Below are 20,525 nucleotides of genomic sequence, written 5' to 3' on the forward strand. Positions count from 1 at the left end.
CGGGCTGTAATAACGTCTTGTGGGGCGAGGGCTATCGACCTCGTTCGAACTGGTGTGCACGATCTTCATGATGCACACTATCGTTTCGATTGGTCATCGATTCAATATGCCTTCAGCAGACGCTTACCGCCATCCAGCCCTGATTCACTATCAAATACATAGCTATTTACGCTTATTACACGGGGGCTAGAGCCTTATTTCTCTTATAAATTTAGCAAGAGAACGCCCGTTACGCCAGCGTGGGCGGATGGGCCGTAAACCAGGGGCTGTCAGCTATTCGCGCGTCGCAATTCAGCCACTCGCAAGGCGATGGCCTCGGTGTCAACGCCAGCGGGCGCGTTGACCAGATAGGTTTCCAGATCTTCCAGCGCCCGTCCGGAATGGCCCACTTCGGCCTGCGCCAGGCCACGGTCGCGGTACTCGGCCCAAGCTTGCGGCAACAACACAATCAGCCGGTCCTGCACCGCGACCAGGCGCGGCCAGTCTTCCTGGGTTTTGTGGATTTCTTTCAGATTGCGCAACATGCGCGCAATGATGTCGCGCGGTGAAGCCACTTGCAGATACAAGCCCAGCGGTACTTCGAACTCGTCCAGCAAGCCACTGCTGTGCCGGAAGGGTTCCAGGCGTTCGGCCAGGGCCTCGCGACTGAGCGACTGCCCGTTCAATGGATCGATCACCACCTGCCCATTGGGCAAATTCACTTTCAGCATGAAGTGACCGGGAAACCCGACACCCCGCGCCGCCAGCCCCAGGCCCTGCGCCAATTCCATCCACAAAACAGCCAGGGTGATGGGAATGGCCCGGCGCGTGCGCAGAATGACATTCACATAACTGTTGTCGGGGTCGTAGTAATGGTTGACGTTGCCCGCAAAACTCAGATCGCGGAAGAAAAACTGGTTCACCGCGCGCAGCTTCTGCAGCGGGCCGGCATCGGCGGGCAGGCGGTGCTTTAACCGGGCCAGCAATTGATCAACCTCGCCCAGCACCTGTTGAACATCCAGTTCTGGGTATTCGTCCTGCGCCAGACTGACAGCGGCCTCCAGCAGCGGGAAGTCGGCATCACTTTGCACCAGGGAGGTGAAGTACTCCAGCGGGGTCGGCACAGCCAGCGACAGTTTCATACGAATATCCTACCCGAACAGATTTGAGTTGGCTCGGCTCAGCGGCGCAGAAACTGCCGAAGTTTCAGGCCAGCAGCCCAGAGTGCTCCAAAATAGATAGCTGCTGAGGCAGTCAGGATGAGCGCTAGAAGCCCAATTCTCTTGATGCTCTCGCTGCGCATCTCGGTCCACGCGAAAGCCCCGTTGGCCCACATCAGGAAAACCATCAGCAAAGCACAGGCCGCCACCACCTGCAGCACGAAGACGCCCCAGCCGGGCTCGGGCTTGTAACTGCCGCGCCGCAGCAAGCCCACGAGCAGCCAGACGGCATTGATCATGGCGCCGATGCCGATGGAAAGCGTCAGGGCGGCATGCGCAAACAGGGGCACCAGCCAAATATTGAGCAGCTGCGTGATGATCAGCACCGCAATGGCGATGTACACCGGTGTCTTGGTGTCCTGGTTGGCGTAATAACCCGGCGCCAGCACCTTGATGGCGACAATCCCGATCAAGCCGACACCCCAGCCCATCAGGGCATAACTGATTTTCTGCACGTCAACTTCGGTCATCGCGCCGTAGTGGTACAGCACCGCCACAAGGGGTTTGGCAAAGGCGATCAAGGCGACGGCGCACGGCACGGCCAGCAACACGACCAGCCGCAAACCCCAGTCCAGCATGGCGGAATATTTGGCCGTGTCGCCCGCCGCGCGCGCACCCGCGAGCTGGGGCATCAGCACCACACCCATGGCCACACCGAGCAGCGCGGTGGGGAATTCCATCAGCCGGTCGGCATAGGTGATCCAGCTCACGCTGCCGGTCGCCAGATGCGAGGCGATCTGCGTGTTGATCAGCATCGAAATGTGCGCCACGCTCACGCCCAACAAGGCGGGGCCCATCAGTTTGAGAATGTTCTTGGTGCCTGGGTCGGCCCAGGCAGCGCGAAGCCCGCTCCAGCGCAGCGCGATACGGGGATGGAGTCCCAGTTGCTTCAAGGCCAGCATTTGCACGGCCAGCTGCAGCACGCCACCCAGCAGCACGCCACCCGCCAGCGCATAGATCGGCTCCACGCCCAGGGTCTTGAACCACGGGGCGCCCAGCCAGGCCGCGGCGATCATGCAGACATTCAAAAGCACCGGCGTGGCCGCAGGCACCGCAAAACGTCGCCACGTATTGAGCACGCCGGCAGCCAGCGCCACCAGCGACATGAAGGCGATGTAGGGAAACATCCAGCGCGTCATGACGACCGCCACTTCAAAGCCCTGGGGATTCTGCTGCAAGCCGCTGGCCATCGCCCAGACCAGGGCGGGCGACGCCGCCACACCGAGGATGCTGATCCCCAGCAAAGCCCAGGTCAGCACCGTGGCCGCGTCATCGATCAAAACCTTGGTGACCGCCTCACCCTGCTGCGCCTTGGTGGCCGCCAGCACTGGCACAAAAGCCTGGCTGAAGGCGCCTTCGCCAAAAAAGCGGCGAAACAGATTGGGAATGCGAAACGCCACATTGAACGCATCGGTCAGGGCGCTGGCGCCAAAAGTCGAGGCAATCAGGAGTTCGCGCACCAAGCCGGTAATGCGCGACACCAGGGTGAAAAGGGAAACGATGGAGGCAGATTTGATCAGTGACACCGCGCAGAGTGTAGCCGTCGGCGCGGGCCTTCCTGTAAGCCTCCACGATGCACAATGTCTCATTTGTTCTTCGCTAATCCAAAGAATACACATGAGTCTGAGTGGCCACTTCTCCTCTGCACTTGTCGCAAGCGATGAGTTGGCGATGTACCGTGCCATGCTCAATCATCTGCCGGTCGGCATCGCCGTCTTTGACAGGGAGTTCAGGCTTCTGGCCATCAACCGCTTGCTGGTTGACATGCTTGATTTCCCCGTTGGCATGTTCGAAGCCGATCTGCCATCACTGGAAGACTTGACGCTTTTCAACGCCATGCGCGGCGAGTACGGTGCGGGAGACCCGCAGCAGCAAACGATGGAGCGCATGGCGTTGGCACACCAAAGGCTGGCACACCGTTTTCAACGCACCCGGCCCAACGGTCGTGCATTTGAGATCATTGGCGCCCCCCTGCCCAACGGGGGCTTCATCAGCATCTATACCGACATCACCGAGCACCAGCACGTCGAGACCGAGCTCCGGGAGCAAGCGCTGTATCTAAGCAGTGTGGTGGACCACCTGCCGCAAGGCATCTCGGTATTTGACGAACAACTTCGCCTCAAGTGCTGGAACGCAACCTTTCTCGATGTGCTCAATCTCCCGCCCGAGAGCGCCTACCCCGATGTTCTGTTTGAGGACCTGATCATGTACCCGGCGCTGCGGGGTGAATATGGGCCTGGCGACCCGCTCGAACAGGTGGCGCAACGGCGCGCGATGGCGCTTCAATTCCAGGCACACCGGTTTGAACGCACCCGACCCAATGGGCGCACGCACCTGGTGGAAGGCCGCCCCATGCTGATGGACGGGCATACCGTGGGTTTCGTCACCAGTTATACCGACATCACCGACAGCCAGCAGCGCGAGGCCGCGCTACTGGAAAAGACTGAACTACTGCAAACGCTGATTGACAACCTGCCCAGTGGCGTCAGCGTTTATGACAAGGACCACAAGCTGGTGCTGATGAACGAGCAAGCCGTCCGACTGCTGGGTTTTACCCGGGAAGTGCTGGATCAATACCCGGACTTCGCCGAACTGACTCGATGGAATGCCCGGCGTGGGGAATTCGGAGACGTTGACGTTGATCGTTTTGTGGCGAACTTGATGCCCAAGATTGCAAATCTGGTGCCACACCGGTTGGAACGCATACGCCCCAACGGAATCGTGATTGACGCTCGCCGTGCCCCCATGCCGCACGGCGGCTTTGTAACCATCTATTCCGACATCACGGAGCAAAAAAGCGTTGAGCGTGAACTTCGTCAGCAAAGCGAGGTGTTTCAGACGCTGGTAGACAACATCCCCGGTGGCGTCACGCTGTTTGGCTCGGACCTTCAACTACTGGTCTACAACAAGGAATACGCCCGTTTGCTCGATTTTCCGCCTGAGTTGTTTGAGGGCAAACCCACGCTGGAACGCTTCTTCCGCTTCAATGCCGAGCGCGGTGAATACGGCATCGGCGACGCCGAGGCCCAGGTTCAACAATTGATGGCACGCGCGCGTCTCGGGCAGGCACACCTGTTCAAACGCACACGCCCGAACGGCCGCATTCTCGAAGTACGCGGTCTGCCGCTGGCTGACGGCAGCTTTGTCACGATCTACACCGACGTAACCGAACAGCACCGCGCGGCCGAAGCCATTGAACGCCTGGCGCATCGAGACCCGCTCACCGGACTGGCCAACCGCTACACACTCGAAGCCCGGCTGGATCAGCTGGTCGCGGACGCCCGCCGGCACGACCGGCGCCTGGCCGTCATGTTCCTAGACATGGACAACTTCAAGGCCATCAACGACACGCTGGGCCACAGCACCGGCGACCAGTTCTTGTGCGAAGTCGCCCGGCGCCTGAGCGCCACCGTGCGTGACAACGACATCGTGGCCCGACTCGGCGGCGACGAATTCGTGGTGGTGCTGGCCGACCTCGTCGATACCCAGGACGCCACCGGTGTGGCCGCCAAGATCATTGAGTCGCTGAGTCAACCCATCGCGCTTGGCCCTCATGCACTGCCTGCCTCGGCCTCTATCGGCATTTGCTTCTACCCGCAGGACGGGCTCAATCGGGGCGCGCTCATGCAAAGCGCGGACATTGCGATGTACCACGCCAAAAGTGCCGGCAAGGGTGTGTTTCATTTCTTCGATACAGCCATGATGACGGCTGCGGCCAGGCGCCTTGAAATGGAACATGCCCTGCGTGAAGCGGTTGGGCAGCGGCAATTTGTGCTGCACTACCAGCCGCAGCTGGATGCGGCCAGCCAGCGTGCCACTGGCGTGGAAGCCTTGATCCGCTGGCAAAAACCGTCCGGCGAACTGGTTCCTCCGGGGGAGTTCATCCCGCTGGCGGAGGAACTCGGCCTGATCAACGAGATAGGTGACTGGGCGCTGCGCACCGCCTGTGGCACGTTGGCTCGCTGGCGCCAGCTTGGTCTGATCGATCTGACCATGGCGGTCAATCTCAGTGCCATCCAGTTGCGCAACCCGACCCTGCCGCAGTGCATTGCCGACGCCTTGCACGGTAGCGGCCTGCCCGGTCATGCGCTGACGCTGGAGATCACCGAATCCGTGGCCATGCAAGACCCGCAGGCGTCCATCGAACGCCTGGGGCTGATCCGTGCGCTGGGTGTGCGTCTGGCGCTGGACGACTTTGGCACCGGCTATTCGTCCCTGGCCTATCTCAAACGCCTGCCGCTGGACTACATCAAGCTCGACCGGGCCTTTGTGCAAGAGCTGGAGACCGACAGCAACGATGCCGCCATCAGCGCCGCCACCATCGGACTGGCCCACAACCTGGGTTTCGCGGTCATCGCGGAAGGCGTCGAAACACGGGGTCAGCGCAACTATCTGGCCAACCTGGGTTGTGATACCTTTCAAGGCTACTACTTCAGCCGCGCGCTCCCAGAAGCCGCCGCTCGCGACTGGCTCTTATCACAAGCGCGCGAACTGCTAGAATCGCAGGCTTTGCTGACAACATCCACAGACTCAAGGAATTATTCATATGGCATCTACCAAACCCAAGAAAAAGAACCCACGCCTGGCGTCGGGCCGTAAGCGCGTCCGTCAGGACGTCAAAATCAACGCTGCGAACACTTCGCTGCGTTCCAAATACCGCACTGCGGTGAAGAACGTGGAAAAAGCAGTGATCGCTGGCGACAAAGTCAAAGCGACTGAGCTGTTTGCCAAGATGCAAGCCGTGGTGGACACCGTGGCCGACAAGGGCATCTTCCACAAAAACAAGGCTGCTCGCGATAAGAGCCGTCTGTCGACCAAGGTGAAAGCCCTGGCCGCAACCGCTGCCTGATTTCAGGCAAATCGCACGTTTACTCAGATTGAGTAAACGCCGTTTGTAACGGGTGCGCTGTCAGTAAAAGCAAAAAAGCCGTCGAAAGACGGCTTTTTTGTTGTCTGTGTCATTGCAATGACGGATATCTCAGAGCGCCTTTGGCGCGGGCGCACCCTCGGAGATTTGCAAGTCGTTGTCTTTGGCAAAGTTCAGGCAGAAGTCCCAGGCCATGACATCGTAGTCGCGCAAATCGTGATGGACCACCACACACCGCACGCCATTGACCGTGGTGGGAATGCACCAGGGCGAATAACCCAGATGACTGCCAGGTTGCGGTCCACCGGGACGAAACTGGCTCATGACACCGGCCAGACGCTCAGCCCAGTCGCTAGGGCGAAAGGGGCGTCCGCTGCGGGTCAGACCCAGGATAAAGACTTCTTTGGCAGAGTTGGAAACCATCGGGTAGATGTTGATCAGTAGGCGCCGTCGGGATGGTGCGGCGCACCATGATTCTATCCTATCTTATGTCTTATAGAAGACTTAAACCTGAAGGCGCCAGCGCATCGCAGTGATGTCAAATTGTCAAAAGACAGGCAGCGTGATGCGCCTAGAATCACGCTTCAACGGCCCAACCTGCGTTGGGCCGCTTTGTTTTTGTGATTAAGACACTGGAGTTTGAACACCATGAGCGCCGCCCCTTTCATTGAAGCGTCTTCCCCCCATGTGATGAACACCTATGGTCGCGTGCCGATCGCCCTGTCGCATGGCCAGGGCTGCCGCGTGTGGGACGTTAACGGCAAGTCGTATCTGGACGCGCTCGGTGGCATTGCCGTCAACACCCTCGGACACAACCACCCCAAGCTGGTGCCGGCCCTGCAGGACCAGATTGCCAAAATCATCCACAGCTCCAACTACTACCATGTGCCGAATCAGGAGGTGCTGGCGAAAAAGCTGGTCGAGTTGTCGGGTATGAGTAATGTGTTCTTCTGCTCCACAGGTCTGGAAGCCAACGAAGCGGCATTAAAACTGGCGCGCAAATTTGGCCATGACAAGGGTATCGAACGACCCGAGATTGTGGTCTATGACAAGGCCTTTCACGGTCGCTCCATCGCCACCCTGAGCGCCACCGGCAACCCCAAGATCCAGGCCGGCTTTGGGCCCCTGGTGGAAGGATTCATCCGGGTGCCGCTTAACAACATTGACAGCCTGAAGCAGGCCACCGAGGGCAATCCGAATGTGGTGGCGGTATTTTTCGAGGCCATCCAGGGTGAAGGCGGCGTCAACCCCATGCACATGGACTACCTGAAAGAAGTGCGCCAGCTCTGCGACGAGCGCGACTGGTTGCTGATGATTGACGAAGTGCAATGCGGCATGGGCCGCACCGGCAAATGGTTTGCCCATCAATGGGCGGGCATCAAGGCCGATGTGATGCCGCTGGCCAAGGGCCTGGGCTCGGGCGTGCCGATTGGCGCGGTTGTGGCCGGCCCCAAGGCGGCCAACATTTTCCAGCCCGGCAACCACGGCACCACCTTTGGCGGCAACCCACTGGCCATGCGTGCCGGGGTCGAGACTATTCGGATCATGGAAGAAGAAGGTCTGTTGGCCAACGCGGCAACGGTCGGTGCCCACCTCGCCGCGGCGCTGGCAAAAGCACTCTCTGCCGAATTGGCGACAAAAACCGTCAAGGAGATACGTGGCCAGGGCCTGATGCTGGGCATCGAACTGGCCAAGCCCTGCTCGGCGCTGGTCGGGCAATGTGCGGCCAATGGCCTGTTGATCAGTGTCACCGCCGACACCGTCATCCGCCTGGTGCCGCCGCTGATCATGACCACGGCCGAGGCCGACGAAGTGGTCAGCATTTTGTGTCCGCTGATCAAGCAGCTTGTTTTGGAGCAACCATGAATCAACCAACACAACCAGTAGCAAGCGCGGGAGTCCGGCATTACCTGCAATTCAGCGACCTTGACGCCAGCGACTACGCCTACCTGTTTGAGCGGGCTGCCTTGATCAAGAAGAAGTTCAAAGCCTACGAAAAGCACCACTCATTGCTTGATCGAACCCTGGCCATGATTTTCGAGAAAGCCTCGACCCGCACCCGGGTGAGCTTCGAGGCCGGCATGTACCAGCTGGGCGGAAGCGTGGTGCACCTGACCACCGGCGACAGCCAGCTGGGGCGGGCCGAGCCGATTGAAGACAGCGCCAAAGTCATCAGCCGCATGGTCGATCTGGTGATGATCCGCACCTACGAGCAAACCAAAATCGAGAGTTTTGCGGCGCATTCGCGCGTGCCGGTGATCAACGGCCTGACCAACGAATTCCATCCCTGCCAGATTTTGGCCGACATCTTCACCTACATCGAACACCGGGGCTCGATTGCGGGCAAGACCGTGGCCTGGGTTGGCGATGGCAACAACATGGCCAATACCTGGCTGCAGGCCAGCGAGATTTTGGGCTTCAAGGTGCATGTCAGCACGCCGGGTGGCTACGAGGTGGACCAGTCCATCGCCGGCCTGCGTTCGGCTGAGAGCTACCAGGTGTTCAGTGATCCGATGCAGGCTTGCGCCGGGGCTGATCTGGTGACGACCGATGTCTGGACCAGCATGGGCTATGAGGCCGAGAACGAGGCCCGCAAACTGGCGTTTGCCGACTGGTGCGTGGATGCCGAAATGATGCGCGCGGCCAAACCCGACGCGCTGTTCATGCACTGCCTGCCGGCGCACCGTGGTGAAGAGGTGCAAGCCGAGGTCATCGACGGCGCCCAGTCGGTGGTCTGGGACGAAGCCGAGAACCGGCTGCACGCGCAAAAGGCGTTGATGGAGTTTCTGCTTCTGGGAAAACTTTGAGTGCGTGCGGGGCAGAGCGCAATTTCGTTCAATACCCCAACGGACATACGCCCGACACTGGGCTGGAACAAGCAGTCCAGCTCAGGAGTCCCATGTCGCCAATTCTGTTTTCCATGTTTCTTTTCTCCCTTGCCGGAGCGATCTCCCCCGGGCCTGTCAATCTGATTGCGGCCAGCATCGGAGCCAACGCCGGTTTTTTCAGGGCCTTGCCGCATGTAACCGGCGCGAGCGTCAGTTATTTGGCGATTGTCTGGCTCGTGGGCAGCGGTCTCCAGAACGTCTTGCTGGCCTACCCCGAAATCACCGGCCTGCTGAAGTATCTGGGTGGCGCATATCTGCTCTATCTCGCAGCCAGAATTGCAACGGCCAAACCGGCTACTAATTTGCAATGCCCGCAAACACGGTCTGCCGGAATGATGCAAGGCGTGCTGTCCCAGAGCCTGAACCCCAAGGCCTGGCTGGTTGCGATGTCCGGTGTCAGTCTGTTTGTCACGGCCGCTCAGAATGCATCCGTGTTACTGCTGGTTTTTTGCGGCATGTCCGGGGTGGTCTGCTTTTTCTCGATTGCCACTTGGGCGGCTCTGGGTAAACTGATCGGAAAGTGGCTGGCCAACGCCACTTATCAGCTGCTGTTTAACCGGGTCATGGCCTCGTTGCTGGCGGCTGCAGTGGTTTCCATGCTGTTGGGTACCTGATGTTTTACGAATGGAAGCGCTAGACATGCCTCAGGCTACTTCACTGTATTTCCGGCGCAGCGCTGTGTTGGCGCATGTGGAAATGCGTCGGGCGGACCGGTCTTCTGCCTGTTATCACACCCACACCCATGACGAGTTTTCACTCGGCGTGATTGATGCCGGTAGCGCGACCTATCGCAACCGCCACCGGCAGAAAAGCATTTATCAAGGCATGACCGTCATGTTCAACCCCGGCGATGCCCACTCGTGCAACCCTGACGCCGGGCTGCGATGGTCCTACCGCATGCTGTTTATTGATGCGGGCTGGGTCGGACGCCTGCAGGCTGACATCCCCGGCTTTGCCGTCGGCGACTACACCCCGTTTGCCGTGACGGCCAGCGACGCAGCGGTGCTCTACCACCAGTTTGATGATCTGTTTGACGCCCTTGAGCAGGAAGAGAATCCGCTGGAAGCCGACGAAAAACTGATCTGTTTTCTGATGCAGAACTGCTTCGACCAGCGTGACTTCGGACTGGCCAGGAGCCGGCCGGAAGGCCCGTTGGCGAGGGTACGGGAACTGATCATGGACCAGCTGACAGACAAGGTTACGCTGGCGGCCATTGCAGATGTTTCGGGGCTGAGTCCGTACCACCTGATCCGCAGCTTCAAGCAGGCCTATGGGCAGACGCCGCATGCTTTTCAACTGGACCAGCGAATCAACCGGGCCAAACAGTTGTTGAAGCGGGGCAATGCCATCGTGGAAGTCGCACACGAGCTCGGGTTTGCCGATCAAAGTCACTTCCAACGGAATTTCATGAAACGACATGCTGTGACACCAAGGGTCTACCAACGCTCGCTGGGCTGCTGGCCTGAGGCAAACGCAAGTCAATAAAGAATTTCCACGCTGTTGGAAATTACCGACACCACGGATTTTTTGATGGTGCTACCGTCTCGGTCTTATGAAAAAGATCTGGGATATCTCTCCACCGGTTGACGAACACGCCGCCGTTTTTCCGGGCGACACGGCGTATTCGCAACGCCTGCATTTCGCCCTGGGCCCGGACTGCCCGGTGAACGTCAATGCCATCACGCTGTCGCCCCACACCGGCGCGCACGCCGATGCCCCGCTGCATTACGCGGCCGATGGTGCAGCCGCCGGGGCGCTGGACCTGCACCCTTACCTGGGACCGTGCCGTGTCATTCACTGCCTGGACTGCGGGCCGCTGGTGCAAATTCATCATATCGCCCATGCGCTGGAAAACCTGCCCGAGCGCGTGCTTATCCGTACCGCCCGCGTGGCCAGCCAGGATTGGGCATCATTTAAGGCGCTAGCCCCCGATACTATTGCGCTACTAGCTACTAAAAACGTAGTACTTATCGGCATTGATACCCCCAGCGTGGACCCGTCCACCAGCCAGGCCCTGCCCTCGCACCAGCAACTGCTGCGCCACCGCTTGAGGGTTCTGGAAAACCTGGTGCTCGATGACGTGCCGGAAGGCGACTACGAACTCATCGCCCTGCCCCTGAAGCTGATGCAGGCTGACGCCTCCCCTGTTCGAGCCATTTTGAGAGAGCTGTAACAACCCCATGAAAACACTGTTTGACTGCCAACAACTTGACGCGCAAGACCGCTTGCGCCCGCTGCGCGAGCAGTTCAGCCTGCCCGAAGACGTGATCTATCTGGACGGCAACTCGCTCGGCGTGCTGCCCAAAACCGCTGCCGCGCGCGTGGCCGATGTCGTGACCCGGGAATGGGGGCAGGACCTGATCCGCGCCTGGAACAGCGCCGGCTGGTTCAGCCTGCCGCAGCGCCTGGGCGACAAGATTGCGACGCTGATCGGCGCCGAGCCCGGCGAAGTGGTGGCCACCGACAGCACCTCCATCAATCTGTTCAAGGTGCTGAGCGCGGCGCTCACCCTGGCGGCGCAGGACGCGCCGGGCCGCAAACGCATCGTCAGCGAGCGCAGCAACTTTCCCACCGACCTCTACATTGCCGAGGGGCTGTGCAAGGAGCGTGGCTACCAGCTGCAACTGGTGGAGCCGAATCAGATCGCCGCCAGCCTGACGGCCGAGGTCGCCGTGCTGATGCTGACCCATGTGAACTACCGCACCGGCGCCATGCATGACATGGCGGCGCTCACGGCGCTGGCGCACCAGGCCGGCATCCTCGCGGTCTGGGACCTGGCCCACAGCGCCGGTGCCGTGCCAGTGGCGCTGAACGCCGCGCAAGCTGACTTTGCCGTGGGCTGCGGTTACAAATACCTCAACGGCGGCCCCGGCGCACCGGCCTTTGTCTGGGTCAATCCGAAACACGCCGACCGATTTTGGCAACCGCTGGCCGGCTGGTGGGGCCACGCGGCGCCGTTTGAGTTCACGCCTGACTACCGCCCCGCAGCCGGCATCACCCGCTACCTGTGCGGCACGCAGCCCATTCTGAGCATGGCGGCGCTGGAGTGCGGGCTGGACGTTTTTGTCGCCGCCGAGGCCCTGGGTGGCATGGCGGCGCTGCGCACCAAGTCACTGGCACTCACCGATCTGTTCATTGAATTGGTCGCGCAGCGTTGTGGCGGCCATGGTCTGGGACTGGCCACGCCGGTGGAACACGCCCAACGCGGCTCCCAAGTCTGCCTGACCCGGGAACACGGCAAGGACGGCTCATCCTCCGGCGCTTTTGCCATCGTGCAGGCCCTGATTGCGCGCGGCGTGATTGGCGACTTCCGCGCTGGCGACGGCCAACAGCACAAAGACATCCTGCGCTTTGGCTTCACGCCGCTGTACATCGGTTTTGAAGAGGTCTGGATCGCCGTCGAGCACTTGAAACAGGTACTTGAGAGTGGCGAATGGAAGCGCCCCGAGTTCAACCAAAAACACGCCGTCACCTGAACCGAACCCGAATATCGAACATGAACACCGCTGCCAATCTCCCCGAAAACATCGTGCTGGACGAAAAAGCCAAGCTCGACTTCAGCCAGTCCATGAGCTATGGCGACTACCTGCACCTGGACGCCATCCTCAGCGCGCAAGTGCCCCGCTCACCCGACCACAACGAGATGCTGTTCATCGTTCAGCACCAGACCAGCGAGCTGTGGATGAAGCTGATGCTGCACGAACTGGGCGCGGCCATCCGCTGCATCGCCAGCGACGAACTGGGCACCGCCTTCAAGATGCTGGCCCGCGTCAGCAAAATCATGGAGCAGCTGGTGCACGCCTGGGACGTGCTGGCCACCATGACACCACCGGAGTACAGCGCCATCCGGCCCTACCTGGCCAGTTCCAGCGGTTTTCAGAGCCACCAGTACCGCTGCATCGAGTTCGCCTTGGGCAACAAAAATGCTGCCATGCTCAAGCCCCACGCTCACCGACCCGACCTGCTGGCCCAGGTCCAAGCCGCGTTTGAGGCGCCCTCGCTGTACGACGAATCGCTGCGCCTGCTGGCACGCCGTGGCCTGGCGGTGCCCGCCAGCCATACCGAGCGCGACTGGACCCAGCCTTACCAGGCCAGTGCCGAGGTGGAGCAAGCCTGGCTCGTCGTCTACCGCAATCCCAAAGTGCATTGGGACCTGTACCAACTGGGCGAAGAGCTGACCGATCTGGAAGACGCCTTTCGCCTCTGGCGCTTTCGCCACGTCACCACGGTGGAACGTGTCATCGGCTTCAAACGCGGCACCGGCGGCACCGGGGGCGTCAGCTACCTGCGCAAAATGCTCGATGTGGTGCTGTTCCCCGAGATCTGGACGCTGCGCACGGATTTATAAGAAATAAGCTTCTAGCCCTCGTCCATAGTGCGTAAGCGGCTATTATTTAGATAGTAAACGAGGGCATGTCACGCCCCGCGATAAAGCCAGGGCATGTCCAGCAGCCGCTCGCCCAATAGCTTCATCGCGGCATCACGGCCCCAGCGGACCAGTCCGGTGGCGTGAAATACCCGGCCATTGCGAATCGCGCCGGCCTGCACTCGCGCGTTGCGCTGCCAGCGGCGTGCCGCGTAGTGCTGCAGCGCAGCCGGCACCTCCAGCTCTTGGCTCGCCAAGGCCTGCCCCAGGCAGTGGGCGTCTTCAATCGCCATGCCCGCACCCTGCGCCAGATACGGCACCATCGGGTGGGCCGCGTCGCCCAGCAGCGCCACCCGGCCCTGCGCCTGCTCATGGGCGCCGCGCATCGGGGGACGGATGCTCAGGGCCCACAAACGCCAATGCTCAATGGCGTGAATCAGATCCTGCAAGGGCGCGCAGGTGGCCGCCATGGCGCGACGCAACTCCGCAGCGTTGGCGCTGTGGTCCCAGTTCTGCGGATCGCCTTGCGTGCGGCCGTGCACGATCGCCACGACATTGAGCCACTCGCCGCCGCGGACCGGGTACTGAACCACATGCAATTTCGGGCCAAGCCAGGCGGTGATTTGCTGGGAGCGCAAACGCGCGGGCAAGTCGTGCTGCGCCACCATCGCCCGGTAGGCCAGATGGCCGGTGGCGTGGGGCGAGCCGTCGTGCAACAACTGCTGGCGCACCCGGCTCCACAGACCGTCCGCACCCACCAGGACATCGCCCTGCGTTTCGCGTCCGTCGTCGGTGTGCAGTGTCACCCCGTCGTCGTGCTGCTCAAAACGTGTGACCGCGCTGGCCACGTTGATCTGCACATTGCTTTGCTGCTGCACCGCCGCCAACAGCAAAGCATGCATATCGGCCCGGTGAATCGTCACATAAGGCGATCCGTAACGCGCCAAGGTGACCGCCCCCAGACGCGAGACGCCCAGCTCCGCCCCCGAAGTCGCACAGCGCACCTGCAAGCGCTCCGGAAATGCGGCAACGCCCGCCAGGGCGTCTTGCAGACCCCAGCCATGGAGCACGCCCACCACATTGGGACCGAGCTGAATGCCTGCCCCCACCTCGCTGAACTCTGCCGCTCGCTCGAACAATTCAACCCGTGAACCCGCCCGGGCGCAGGCCAGCGCCGCCGCCATGCCGCCAATGCCACCACCGCTGATCAAAACACTGCTCATTCTGTTTTTCCCCTTAACCCCACAATCGAACCCGTATTGTCCGCAATCCTTGTGGGCACTCCGGTCTGTCGGTATGCTGGGTTTTTTGGAGGCTCCCCCTATGGAACGAAAAACAGCGCAAGACTTTGACCAGGAACTGCTGATTCTGTTTGATGCCTATGTGCACGGCATCATCGACCGGCGCGGATTTCTGCAAGGGGCTCAAAAATTTGCCGTGGCTGGCATGAGCGCCGGCATGCTGCTCACCGCGCTCAGCCCGAACTTTGCGCAGGCGCAGCAGGTGCCTGCGGACGACGCGCGGCTCAAAACCGAGCGCGTGGCGTTTCCCTCGCCGGCAGGCTATGGCACCGTCAAGGGCTATCTGGCCCGCCCGGCCAATGGTGCCGGCCGGCTGCCTTGCGTGCTGGTGATTCATGAAAACCGCGGACTCAACCCGCATATCGAGGACATCGTGCGGCGGCTGGCGCTGGACAACTTCATGGCCTTTGCCCCTGATGCGTTGGCGCCGCTGGGAGGCTACCCCGGCGATGAAGACAAAGCACGCGACCTCTTTGCCAAGCTCGACCAGGCCAAAACCCGTGAAGATTTCGTGGCAGCAGCCGGTTACCTGAAAAACCGCCCTGACAGCAATGGCGTCCTCGGTACCGTTGGTTTTTGCTACGGCGGCGGCGTGGTGCATATGCTGTCCACGCGTCTGCCCGACCTCGACGCCGCCGTGTCCTTTTACGGTAACCATCCAGCCGCTGAAGATGCGGCCAAGGTCAAGGCACCCCTCCTTATCCACTTTGCCGGAGTCGATGAGCGTATCAATGCGTCCTGGCCTGTCTACGAAGCCGCACTCAAGGCCGCCGGTGTCCAGTACACGGCGCACCACTATCCCGGCACCCAACACGGGTTCAACAACGACACCACGCCCCGCTATGACGCCGCCAGCGCCAAACTGGCCTGGGAGCGGACGCTGGCATTCTTCAAGCAAAACATCAAAGGCGCTTGACCGCTTGATCGTCAGCGGGAGTTCTTGCGTTTTGCCTTCGGGTGATCGGCCTGCTGGCAGGCGCGGCGATAGGCCTGCAAGGTTTTCTGGGCCCGGCCCAGCACGCTGTCATGGGGGTAACCGCCCGCCGCCACCGCGCCCATTCCGGACACACAGCCGGTCAGCAGCGCCATACCTTCGCCCACATGCTCGGCGGTGTAAATGTGGAACAAACCCTGACTCACCGCGTCCAGCACCTTGCGCTCCAGCATCAGGTGGCGCCGGTTGCGCTGCGGAATCAGCACCCCCTGCCTGCCATCCAGGCCAGCTGTTTCGCAGATGCGAAAGTAGCCTTCGATCTTCTCGTTGATACCGCCCACCGGCAACACCTCGCCATGCTGATTGAGCGCGCCGGTCACCGCAATGCCTTGCCGCAGCGGCAGGCCTGACAGCGACGACAGCAGCACATACAACTCGGCGCAAGAGGCTGAATCGCCCTCCACCCCGTGGTATTCCTGCTCGAACACGACGGACGCATTCAGCGCCAGCGGCGCGATGTGAGCGAACAGCGCCGACAGATAGCTATGCAGTATCAGCACGCCCTTGTCGTGGATGGGGCCGGACATTTCCACCTCGCGCTCGATGTTGAGCAAACCCTCCTCGCCGGCATGGGTGCGCGCCGTCACCCGCACCGGAAAGCCAAAGCGGTAGTCGCCCAGATCAATCTGGCTTAGCCCGTTGAGCTGGCCGACTTTCTCGCCATGCAAGGTGATCAGGCGGTCGCCGTCGGTGATGGATTCTTGCAGGCGCTGGTCCGGGTAGTCGTGGCGTAAATTGCGCGCCTGCAAAGCCGCCTCGATGTCGAGCGCTTCGACCAGGCTGCCGGCGCGCGCCCGGCACAACGCCGCGCCTTCCATCACCACCGCCTCGGTGTGGGCAAAAATGGCGCTCTGGCGTGCTTGGTCGTCCACCTCGCGGTGTGAGTCCTCCAGCAAGCGCGCCACGGCGGCAGCGGAAAAATGTGGCAAACCCAGTCTTTTGCAGGTGTGGGCCACAAAAATTGCAGACTCACCATAGGTTTGGGCATTAGCCGCAAAGCTCTCGGCAAAGTCCACCTTGACGCGAAAACGCCGGGCAAACTCGGGGTCGCCTTCCTGCAACTCGTAGTACTGCTCGGTGGAGCCGATCAGTACGATCTTGACGTCCACATCCACGGCTTCAGGTTCCAGCGATACCGCCGCCATCGGCGCCAGCATGGCGCCGGGTTCTTCAATCTGCAAGCGGCCGCTGCGGAAAAAGCGACGCAGCTTTTCCCACACCACTTCGTCGGTCAGCAGGTCACGCAAATGCAGCATCAAAAAGCCGCCATGGGCCTTGAGCAGACTGCCGGCCCGGATGCGGGAAAAATCCGTCAACAGCGCGTCTTCTTCCGGCTGGTACTCGATGCTGCCAAACAGGCTGTGGAACGAGGGGTTGTCTTCGACAATCACCGGCGCGCCGGCCAGGCCCTCGTTGTCCACCAGCAGGTTCACGCGGTAGCAGGACAACACCGCAGCCAATTCCTCCTGGCGCAGTTCTTCATCCACCTCGGACACCCGAAACACGTCCAGGTTGTCCAGCACGTCGTGCATGACCTCGTCCAGATACGTGCCGAGCTTGACGGAGTCCTTGATCTGCTTCCTCAAACCAACACGAATCTCCTGCAGTTCATGCTCTAGCAGCGGCTTGATGACCTGGCGCCGCAAGACGGCCAGGCCCTCATTCATGACCCGCTCCATCGGCCTCGTTTTATCCAGATAGCGGGTGATCTCGGTGCGCAACTCCTCCTCGGCCTGGTCGATCTGGAGCCGGCGATCCTTCGGCAAAGAGCGTGCCTCGCTCTCGGTCAGCGCCTTGCCTTTGTCACCCAACAGCGTGAAAACCAAATGCCCGCTTTCGCGGTACAGGGTGAAGCTGCGGACCTCGGCAAAGGCATCGAGCTCGGCATAGGCCTTGGCTTCCTCGACCTTGAAGGTTTTTTCAAGGCGCTCACTCTCGACCTTGAAATCGGGGCCATCCAGCCGCTTGGGGATTTCCCGCTCCAGCGTCTTGCTCATCTGCGCCATGAGCTGGCGCAGCAAGCGCCCCTGGCCGGGTGGCAGGCGCAGCGCCCGCGGTTTTTCCGGGGTATCAAAGTTGTGCAGGTAGCACAAGTCAGGCGGCACCGCCTTGTTGACGGCCACCGCCTGCATCACCTGTTGCAACAGGGAAGACCGGCCGCTGCCGACCTCCCCCAGCACAAACAGGTTGTAGTCGGGCTGCTCCATGCCAAGACCGAAGCGCGCCGCGCCCTCGGCGCGCGCCTGTCCGATCCAGGGCAGGGGGAGGTGCACCAACTCGGATGTATCAAAAAACCCGAGCGAGTCGGGCGCGATGGTGAGGCGAAGAAGCTCGGGCGTCAGGCTGGAAATGGGCATTGTTCTTTGTTCGCTAGGGAAGTGACACTGGAATGACTGGGGGCAGTGTTAACCAGTTTTGCCTTATTCGCAATATTGGTTTTGACTGGACACAAGCTTGTCCTTCCCTTGATTGGCCTAATATGTACCAGATGATTCCTTTTTCAGTCCTAGACCTCTCCCCCATCGTGCAAGGCGGCGACGCGGCGCAGTCTTTTCGCAACACGCTTGACCTGGCCCAGCATGCGGAGCGCTGGGGTTACCAGCGTTATTGGCTGGCCGAACACCACGGCATGCCGGGCATTGCCAGTGCCGCCACCGCGGTGCTTATCGGGCATGTGGCGGGCGGCACGACAAAGATTCGGGTGGGTGCGGGCGGCATCATGTTGCCCAACCATTCGCCGCTGGTCATTGCCGAGCAGTTCGGCACGCTGGAGTCGCTTTACCCCGGCCGCATCGACCTCGGGCTGGGCCGTGCGCCCGGTTCGGACCAGATCACCGCGCACGCACTGCGCCGCAACCTGGCCTCAGACGCCGACGAATTTCCGCGCGATGTGGTTGAGTTGATGGATTATTTTTCCAGCGGCTCCAAAAACCCGGTGCACGCGGTCCCCGGTCAGGGCTTGAACCTGCCGATCTGGATTCTGGGCTCCAGCCTGTTCGGCGCGCAGTTGGCGGCCGCACTGGGGTTGCCCTATGCCTTTGCCTCCCACTTTGCGCCGCAGCAGATGATGCAAGCGATCACGCTGTACCGCGCCAGTTTTCGGCCCTCGGCCCAACTGGCCAAGCCGTATGTCATGCTGGGCTTTAATGTGTTCGCCGCCGACAGCGACGAAGAAGCGGCGTTTCGGGCCACCTCGATGCAGCAGGCTTTTGTCAACCTGCGCAGCGGTCGTCCGGCGCGCCTGCCGCCCCCCGTGGCCGATTACCCGAACCGGGTCGGCCCGGCGGAACGCGCTTTGCTCGACAGTGTTTTGTCCTGCTCGGCCATTGGCGCACCGGCTACCGTGCGCGCCAGCCTGAGCGCATTCATCGAGCAAACCGGGGCCGATGAGTTGATGATTACCTCGCAGATTTTTGATCATACGCATCGGCTGCGTTCTTACGAGCTCACCTCTGGCATATTTTCCGCAAAACCTGCCAGCAGTTTTTAAAAGGAGAACCCATGAATGACGAATCCATCGAATCCAAGGCCGGGCGCAGCATCTGGATGCGGGGCCTGCTGATGATCCTGATGGCCGTGACCTACCAACTGGTCAGCGCCCTGCTGCTTTGCGTTGCCGTCATCCAGTTTGTACTGGCGCTGGTCAGCGACGGGCCCAATTCGCGCCTGATGGCGTTTGGTCGCAGCCTGGGGCGCTATCAGGGTCAGGTCGCCAACTTCGTCAGTTTCGCTGTCGATGAGCCGCCCTTCCCATTTGCCGACTGGCCATCGATCGACTAGTTAAATCGAACCATCACCCGCCGCCGGACGGACCTTCGCCAGTTCAACGGCCGCGCTACCCGACTCAGGCAGCCGAGAGATCCAGTACCACGCGGGAAGGCACATCGCCCCGCGCCAGCCGCTCGAACACCTGGTTGATGGCCGACAAGGGCTGCAACTCAATGTCGGCTTTAACCTTGCCTGCGGCCGCAAACGCCAGCGCTTCGGCCATGTCGCTGCGGTTGCCGACGAAAGAGCCGCGAATCGTGATGCAGTTGGCGACCACATCGAACAAGGGTGTGGGGAATTCGCCAGGCGGCAGGCCCACCAGCACGCAGGTACCCCATTTGCGCGTCATGCCCACGCCCTGCTTGAAGGCGCTCAGCGAGGGCGCAGTGATCAGCACGCCATGGGCACCGCCTCCCGTGGCCTTTTTCACTGCGGCAGCGGGGTCACCGTTTTTTGCGTTCACCATGACATCGGCACCCAGGCGCTTCGCGTGTTCGAGTTTGCCGTCGTCAATGTCCACCGCACAGACGAACAGGCCCATGGCCTTGGCGTACTGAACGGCCAGATGGCCCAAGCCCCCCACACCAGAGATGACCACCCATTCACCCGGCCGGGCTTTCGTTTCTTTAATGCCCTTGTACGTGGTGACACCGGCGCAGATCAGCGGCGCCGCATCGCGGGGCGCCAGGTGGGCCGGTATGTGGGCCACGTAATTCGGGTCAGCCACGATGTACTCGGCAAAGCCGCCGTTCTTCGTGTAGCCACCGAACTGCGCCTCCGCACAGACCGGCTCGCGCGCGGCAAGGCAAAACTCGCAATGCCCGCAAGCGGAATACAGCCAAGGCACGCCGACGCGGTCGCCCTCCTTGACCGCCGTCACTCCCGCGCCCAGAGCCGTGACGATGCCAATGCCCTCATGACCCGGTGTGAACGGCAGCGTGGGCTTGAGCGGCCAGTCGCCATTGGCGGCATGCAGGTCGGTGTGGCACACGCCGCAGGCCTCGGTCTTGACCAGAATCTGGCCGGGCCCGGGGGTGGGAATATCGAGTTCCCTGATCACCAGCGGCTGGCCGAATTGCTCGACCATCGCCGCTTGCATTTTGCTTGTCATGATTGGCTCCTTGGTTTAAATACCTGCCTGA

The 20,525-nt window shown here is 61.2% G+C and carries 18 protein-coding genes; 12 read left to right on the plus strand and 6 right to left on the minus strand.

Features of this window, described 5'->3' with window-relative positions:
• Window positions 1-269 precede the first annotated feature (269 nt).
• Window positions 270-1,121 (minus strand): SirB1 family protein, encoded by an 852-nt coding sequence (locus tag C5P05_RS04770; RefSeq protein ID WP_114968718.1) that lies wholly within the window; start codon window positions 1,119-1,121, stop codon window positions 270-272.
• Between the two features lie 38 nt (window positions 1,122-1,159).
• Entirely contained in the window at window positions 1,160-2,725 is a 1,566-nt protein-coding gene (murJ, locus tag C5P05_RS04775) for a murein biosynthesis integral membrane protein MurJ (RefSeq protein ID WP_114968830.1), read from the minus strand.
• Between the two features lie 91 nt (window positions 2,726-2,816).
• Here murJ and C5P05_RS04780 point away from each other — a divergent pair, with 91 nt between their 5' ends.
• The gene (locus C5P05_RS04780) at window positions 2,817-5,798 is read left to right on the plus strand and encodes a PAS-domain containing protein (RefSeq protein ID WP_198674625.1); all 2,982 of its coding nucleotides are present in this window, start codon (window positions 2,817-2,819) and stop codon (window positions 5,796-5,798) included.
• Window positions 5,746-6,048 (plus strand): 30S ribosomal protein S20, encoded by a 303-nt coding sequence (gene rpsT, locus C5P05_RS04785; protein WP_114968720.1) that lies wholly within the window; start codon window positions 5,746-5,748, stop codon window positions 6,046-6,048. The genes C5P05_RS04780 and rpsT overlap by 53 nt, the downstream gene beginning before the upstream one ends.
• A gap of 129 nt (window positions 6,049-6,177) precedes the next feature.
• Here the strand turns inward: rpsT and C5P05_RS04790 are convergent, their stop codons facing one another.
• Complete coding sequence (locus C5P05_RS04790; RefSeq protein WP_114968721.1) at window positions 6,178-6,489, minus strand: DUF3579 domain-containing protein; 312 nt, start codon at window positions 6,487-6,489, stop codon at window positions 6,178-6,180.
• 225 nt (window positions 6,490-6,714) lie between these two features.
• Here C5P05_RS04790 and C5P05_RS04795 point away from each other — a divergent pair, with 225 nt between their 5' ends.
• From C5P05_RS04795 to kynA, 7 genes are all read left to right on the plus strand, one after another.
• The gene (locus tag C5P05_RS04795) at window positions 6,715-7,932 is read left to right on the plus strand and encodes an aspartate aminotransferase family protein (protein WP_114968722.1); all 1,218 of its coding nucleotides are present in this window, start codon (window positions 6,715-6,717) and stop codon (window positions 7,930-7,932) included.
• On the plus strand, window positions 7,929-8,873 hold the full coding sequence (gene argF / locus C5P05_RS04800) for an ornithine carbamoyltransferase (protein ID WP_114968723.1): 945 nt from the start codon (window positions 7,929-7,931) through the stop codon (window positions 8,871-8,873). The genes C5P05_RS04795 and argF overlap by 4 nt, the downstream gene beginning before the upstream one ends.
• 92 nt (window positions 8,874-8,965) lie before the next feature.
• Entirely contained in the window at window positions 8,966-9,568 is a 603-nt protein-coding gene (locus tag C5P05_RS04805; protein WP_114968724.1) for a LysE family translocator, read from the plus strand.
• A 25-nt stretch (window positions 9,569-9,593) separates the two neighbouring features.
• Window positions 9,594-10,439 carry an AraC family transcriptional regulator gene (locus tag C5P05_RS04810; protein WP_114968725.1) on the plus strand — a complete coding sequence of 282 codons (846 nt, stop codon included), beginning with the start codon at window positions 9,594-9,596 and terminating at the stop codon, window positions 10,437-10,439.
• Between the two features lie 67 nt (window positions 10,440-10,506).
• Window positions 10,507-11,127, plus strand: a complete 621-nt coding sequence (gene kynB / locus C5P05_RS04815) for an arylformamidase (RefSeq protein ID WP_114968726.1) — start codon at window positions 10,507-10,509, stop codon at window positions 11,125-11,127.
• 7 nt (window positions 11,128-11,134) lie between these two features.
• Complete coding sequence (kynU, locus tag C5P05_RS04820; protein WP_114968727.1) at window positions 11,135-12,430, plus strand: kynureninase; 1,296 nt, start codon at window positions 11,135-11,137, stop codon at window positions 12,428-12,430.
• Window positions 12,431-12,450: 20 nt separating this feature from the next.
• The gene (gene kynA, locus C5P05_RS04825; protein ID WP_198674626.1) at window positions 12,451-13,302 is read left to right on the plus strand and encodes a tryptophan 2,3-dioxygenase; all 852 of its coding nucleotides are present in this window, start codon (window positions 12,451-12,453) and stop codon (window positions 13,300-13,302) included.
• A gap of 68 nt (window positions 13,303-13,370) precedes the next feature.
• Here kynA and C5P05_RS04830 read toward each other — a convergent pair whose 3' ends face one another.
• Window positions 13,371-14,543 carry an FAD-dependent monooxygenase gene (locus tag C5P05_RS04830; RefSeq protein WP_114968729.1) on the minus strand — a complete coding sequence of 391 codons (1,173 nt, stop codon included), beginning with the start codon at window positions 14,541-14,543 and terminating at the stop codon, window positions 13,371-13,373.
• A 100-nt stretch (window positions 14,544-14,643) separates the two neighbouring features.
• Between C5P05_RS04830 and C5P05_RS04835 the strand changes: the two genes are divergently transcribed.
• Window positions 14,644-15,537, plus strand: a complete 894-nt coding sequence (locus C5P05_RS04835) for a dienelactone hydrolase family protein (protein ID WP_114968730.1) — start codon at window positions 14,644-14,646, stop codon at window positions 15,535-15,537.
• 11 nt (window positions 15,538-15,548) lie between these two features.
• On the opposite strand, the gene C5P05_RS04840 is transcribed toward C5P05_RS04835, so the two are convergent.
• Complete coding sequence (locus tag C5P05_RS04840) at window positions 15,549-17,972, minus strand: Lon protease family protein (protein WP_114968731.1); 2,424 nt, start codon at window positions 17,970-17,972, stop codon at window positions 15,549-15,551.
• A 131-nt stretch (window positions 17,973-18,103) separates the two neighbouring features.
• Here C5P05_RS04840 and C5P05_RS04845 point away from each other — a divergent pair, with 131 nt between their 5' ends.
• Both C5P05_RS04845 and C5P05_RS04850 read left to right on the plus strand, forming a co-directional pair.
• Entirely contained in the window at window positions 18,104-19,105 is a 1,002-nt protein-coding gene (locus C5P05_RS04845) for an LLM class flavin-dependent oxidoreductase (protein WP_114968831.1), read from the plus strand.
• A gap of 11 nt (window positions 19,106-19,116) precedes the next feature.
• Entirely contained in the window at window positions 19,117-19,395 is a 279-nt protein-coding gene (locus C5P05_RS04850; RefSeq protein WP_114968732.1) for a DUF4389 domain-containing protein, read from the plus strand.
• Window positions 19,396-19,459: 64 nt separating this feature from the next.
• On the opposite strand, the gene C5P05_RS04855 is transcribed toward C5P05_RS04850, so the two are convergent.
• Window positions 19,460-20,494 carry a zinc-dependent alcohol dehydrogenase gene (locus C5P05_RS04855; protein ID WP_114968733.1) on the minus strand — a complete coding sequence of 345 codons (1,035 nt, stop codon included), beginning with the start codon at window positions 20,492-20,494 and terminating at the stop codon, window positions 19,460-19,462.
• Between the last annotated feature and the right edge of the window lie 31 nt (window positions 20,495-20,525).

Source organism: Rhodoferax ferrireducens (assembly GCF_003347515.1).
GTDB lineage: Bacteria > Pseudomonadota > Gammaproteobacteria > Burkholderiales > Burkholderiaceae_C > Rhodoferax.

What these genes read in the sequence shown, in the direction of transcription:
- C5P05_RS04835 (WP_114968730.1), top strand. Translation starts at nt 14,644, where the DNA reads ATGGAACGAAAAACAGCGCAAGACTTTGACCAGGAACTGCTGATTCTG.
- C5P05_RS04850 (WP_114968732.1), top strand. Translation starts at nt 19,117, where the DNA reads ATGAATGACGAATCCATCGAATCCAAGGCCGGGCGCAGCATCTGGATG.
- C5P05_RS04840 (WP_114968731.1), bottom strand. Translation starts at nt 17,972, where the DNA reads ATGCCCATTTCCAGCCTGACGCCCGAGCTTCTTCGCCTCACCATCGCG.
- C5P05_RS04830 (WP_114968729.1), bottom strand. Translation starts at nt 14,543, where the DNA reads ATGAGCAGTGTTTTGATCAGCGGTGGTGGCATTGGCGGCATGGCGGCG.
- C5P05_RS04810 (WP_114968725.1), top strand. Translation starts at nt 9,594, where the DNA reads ATGCCTCAGGCTACTTCACTGTATTTCCGGCGCAGCGCTGTGTTGGCG.
- rpsT (WP_114968720.1), top strand. Translation starts at nt 5,746, where the DNA reads ATGGCATCTACCAAACCCAAGAAAAAGAACCCACGCCTGGCGTCGGGC.
- C5P05_RS04805 (WP_114968724.1), top strand. Translation starts at nt 8,966, where the DNA reads ATGTCGCCAATTCTGTTTTCCATGTTTCTTTTCTCCCTTGCCGGAGCG.
- C5P05_RS04780 (WP_198674625.1), top strand. Translation starts at nt 2,817, where the DNA reads ATGAGTCTGAGTGGCCACTTCTCCTCTGCACTTGTCGCAAGCGATGAG.
- C5P05_RS04770 (WP_114968718.1), bottom strand. Translation starts at nt 1,121, where the DNA reads ATGAAACTGTCGCTGGCTGTGCCGACCCCGCTGGAGTACTTCACCTCC.
- kynA (WP_198674626.1), top strand. Translation starts at nt 12,451, where the DNA reads ATGAACACCGCTGCCAATCTCCCCGAAAACATCGTGCTGGACGAAAAA.
- argF (WP_114968723.1), top strand. Translation starts at nt 7,929, where the DNA reads ATGAATCAACCAACACAACCAGTAGCAAGCGCGGGAGTCCGGCATTAC.
- kynB (WP_114968726.1), top strand. Translation starts at nt 10,507, where the DNA reads ATGAAAAAGATCTGGGATATCTCTCCACCGGTTGACGAACACGCCGCC.
- C5P05_RS04795 (WP_114968722.1), top strand. Translation starts at nt 6,715, where the DNA reads ATGAGCGCCGCCCCTTTCATTGAAGCGTCTTCCCCCCATGTGATGAAC.
- kynU (WP_114968727.1), top strand. Translation starts at nt 11,135, where the DNA reads ATGAAAACACTGTTTGACTGCCAACAACTTGACGCGCAAGACCGCTTG.
- C5P05_RS04845 (WP_114968831.1), top strand. Translation starts at nt 18,104, where the DNA reads ATGATTCCTTTTTCAGTCCTAGACCTCTCCCCCATCGTGCAAGGCGGC.
- C5P05_RS04790 (WP_114968721.1), bottom strand. Translation starts at nt 6,489, where the DNA reads ATGGTTTCCAACTCTGCCAAAGAAGTCTTTATCCTGGGTCTGACCCGC.
- C5P05_RS04855 (WP_114968733.1), bottom strand. Translation starts at nt 20,494, where the DNA reads ATGACAAGCAAAATGCAAGCGGCGATGGTCGAGCAATTCGGCCAGCCG.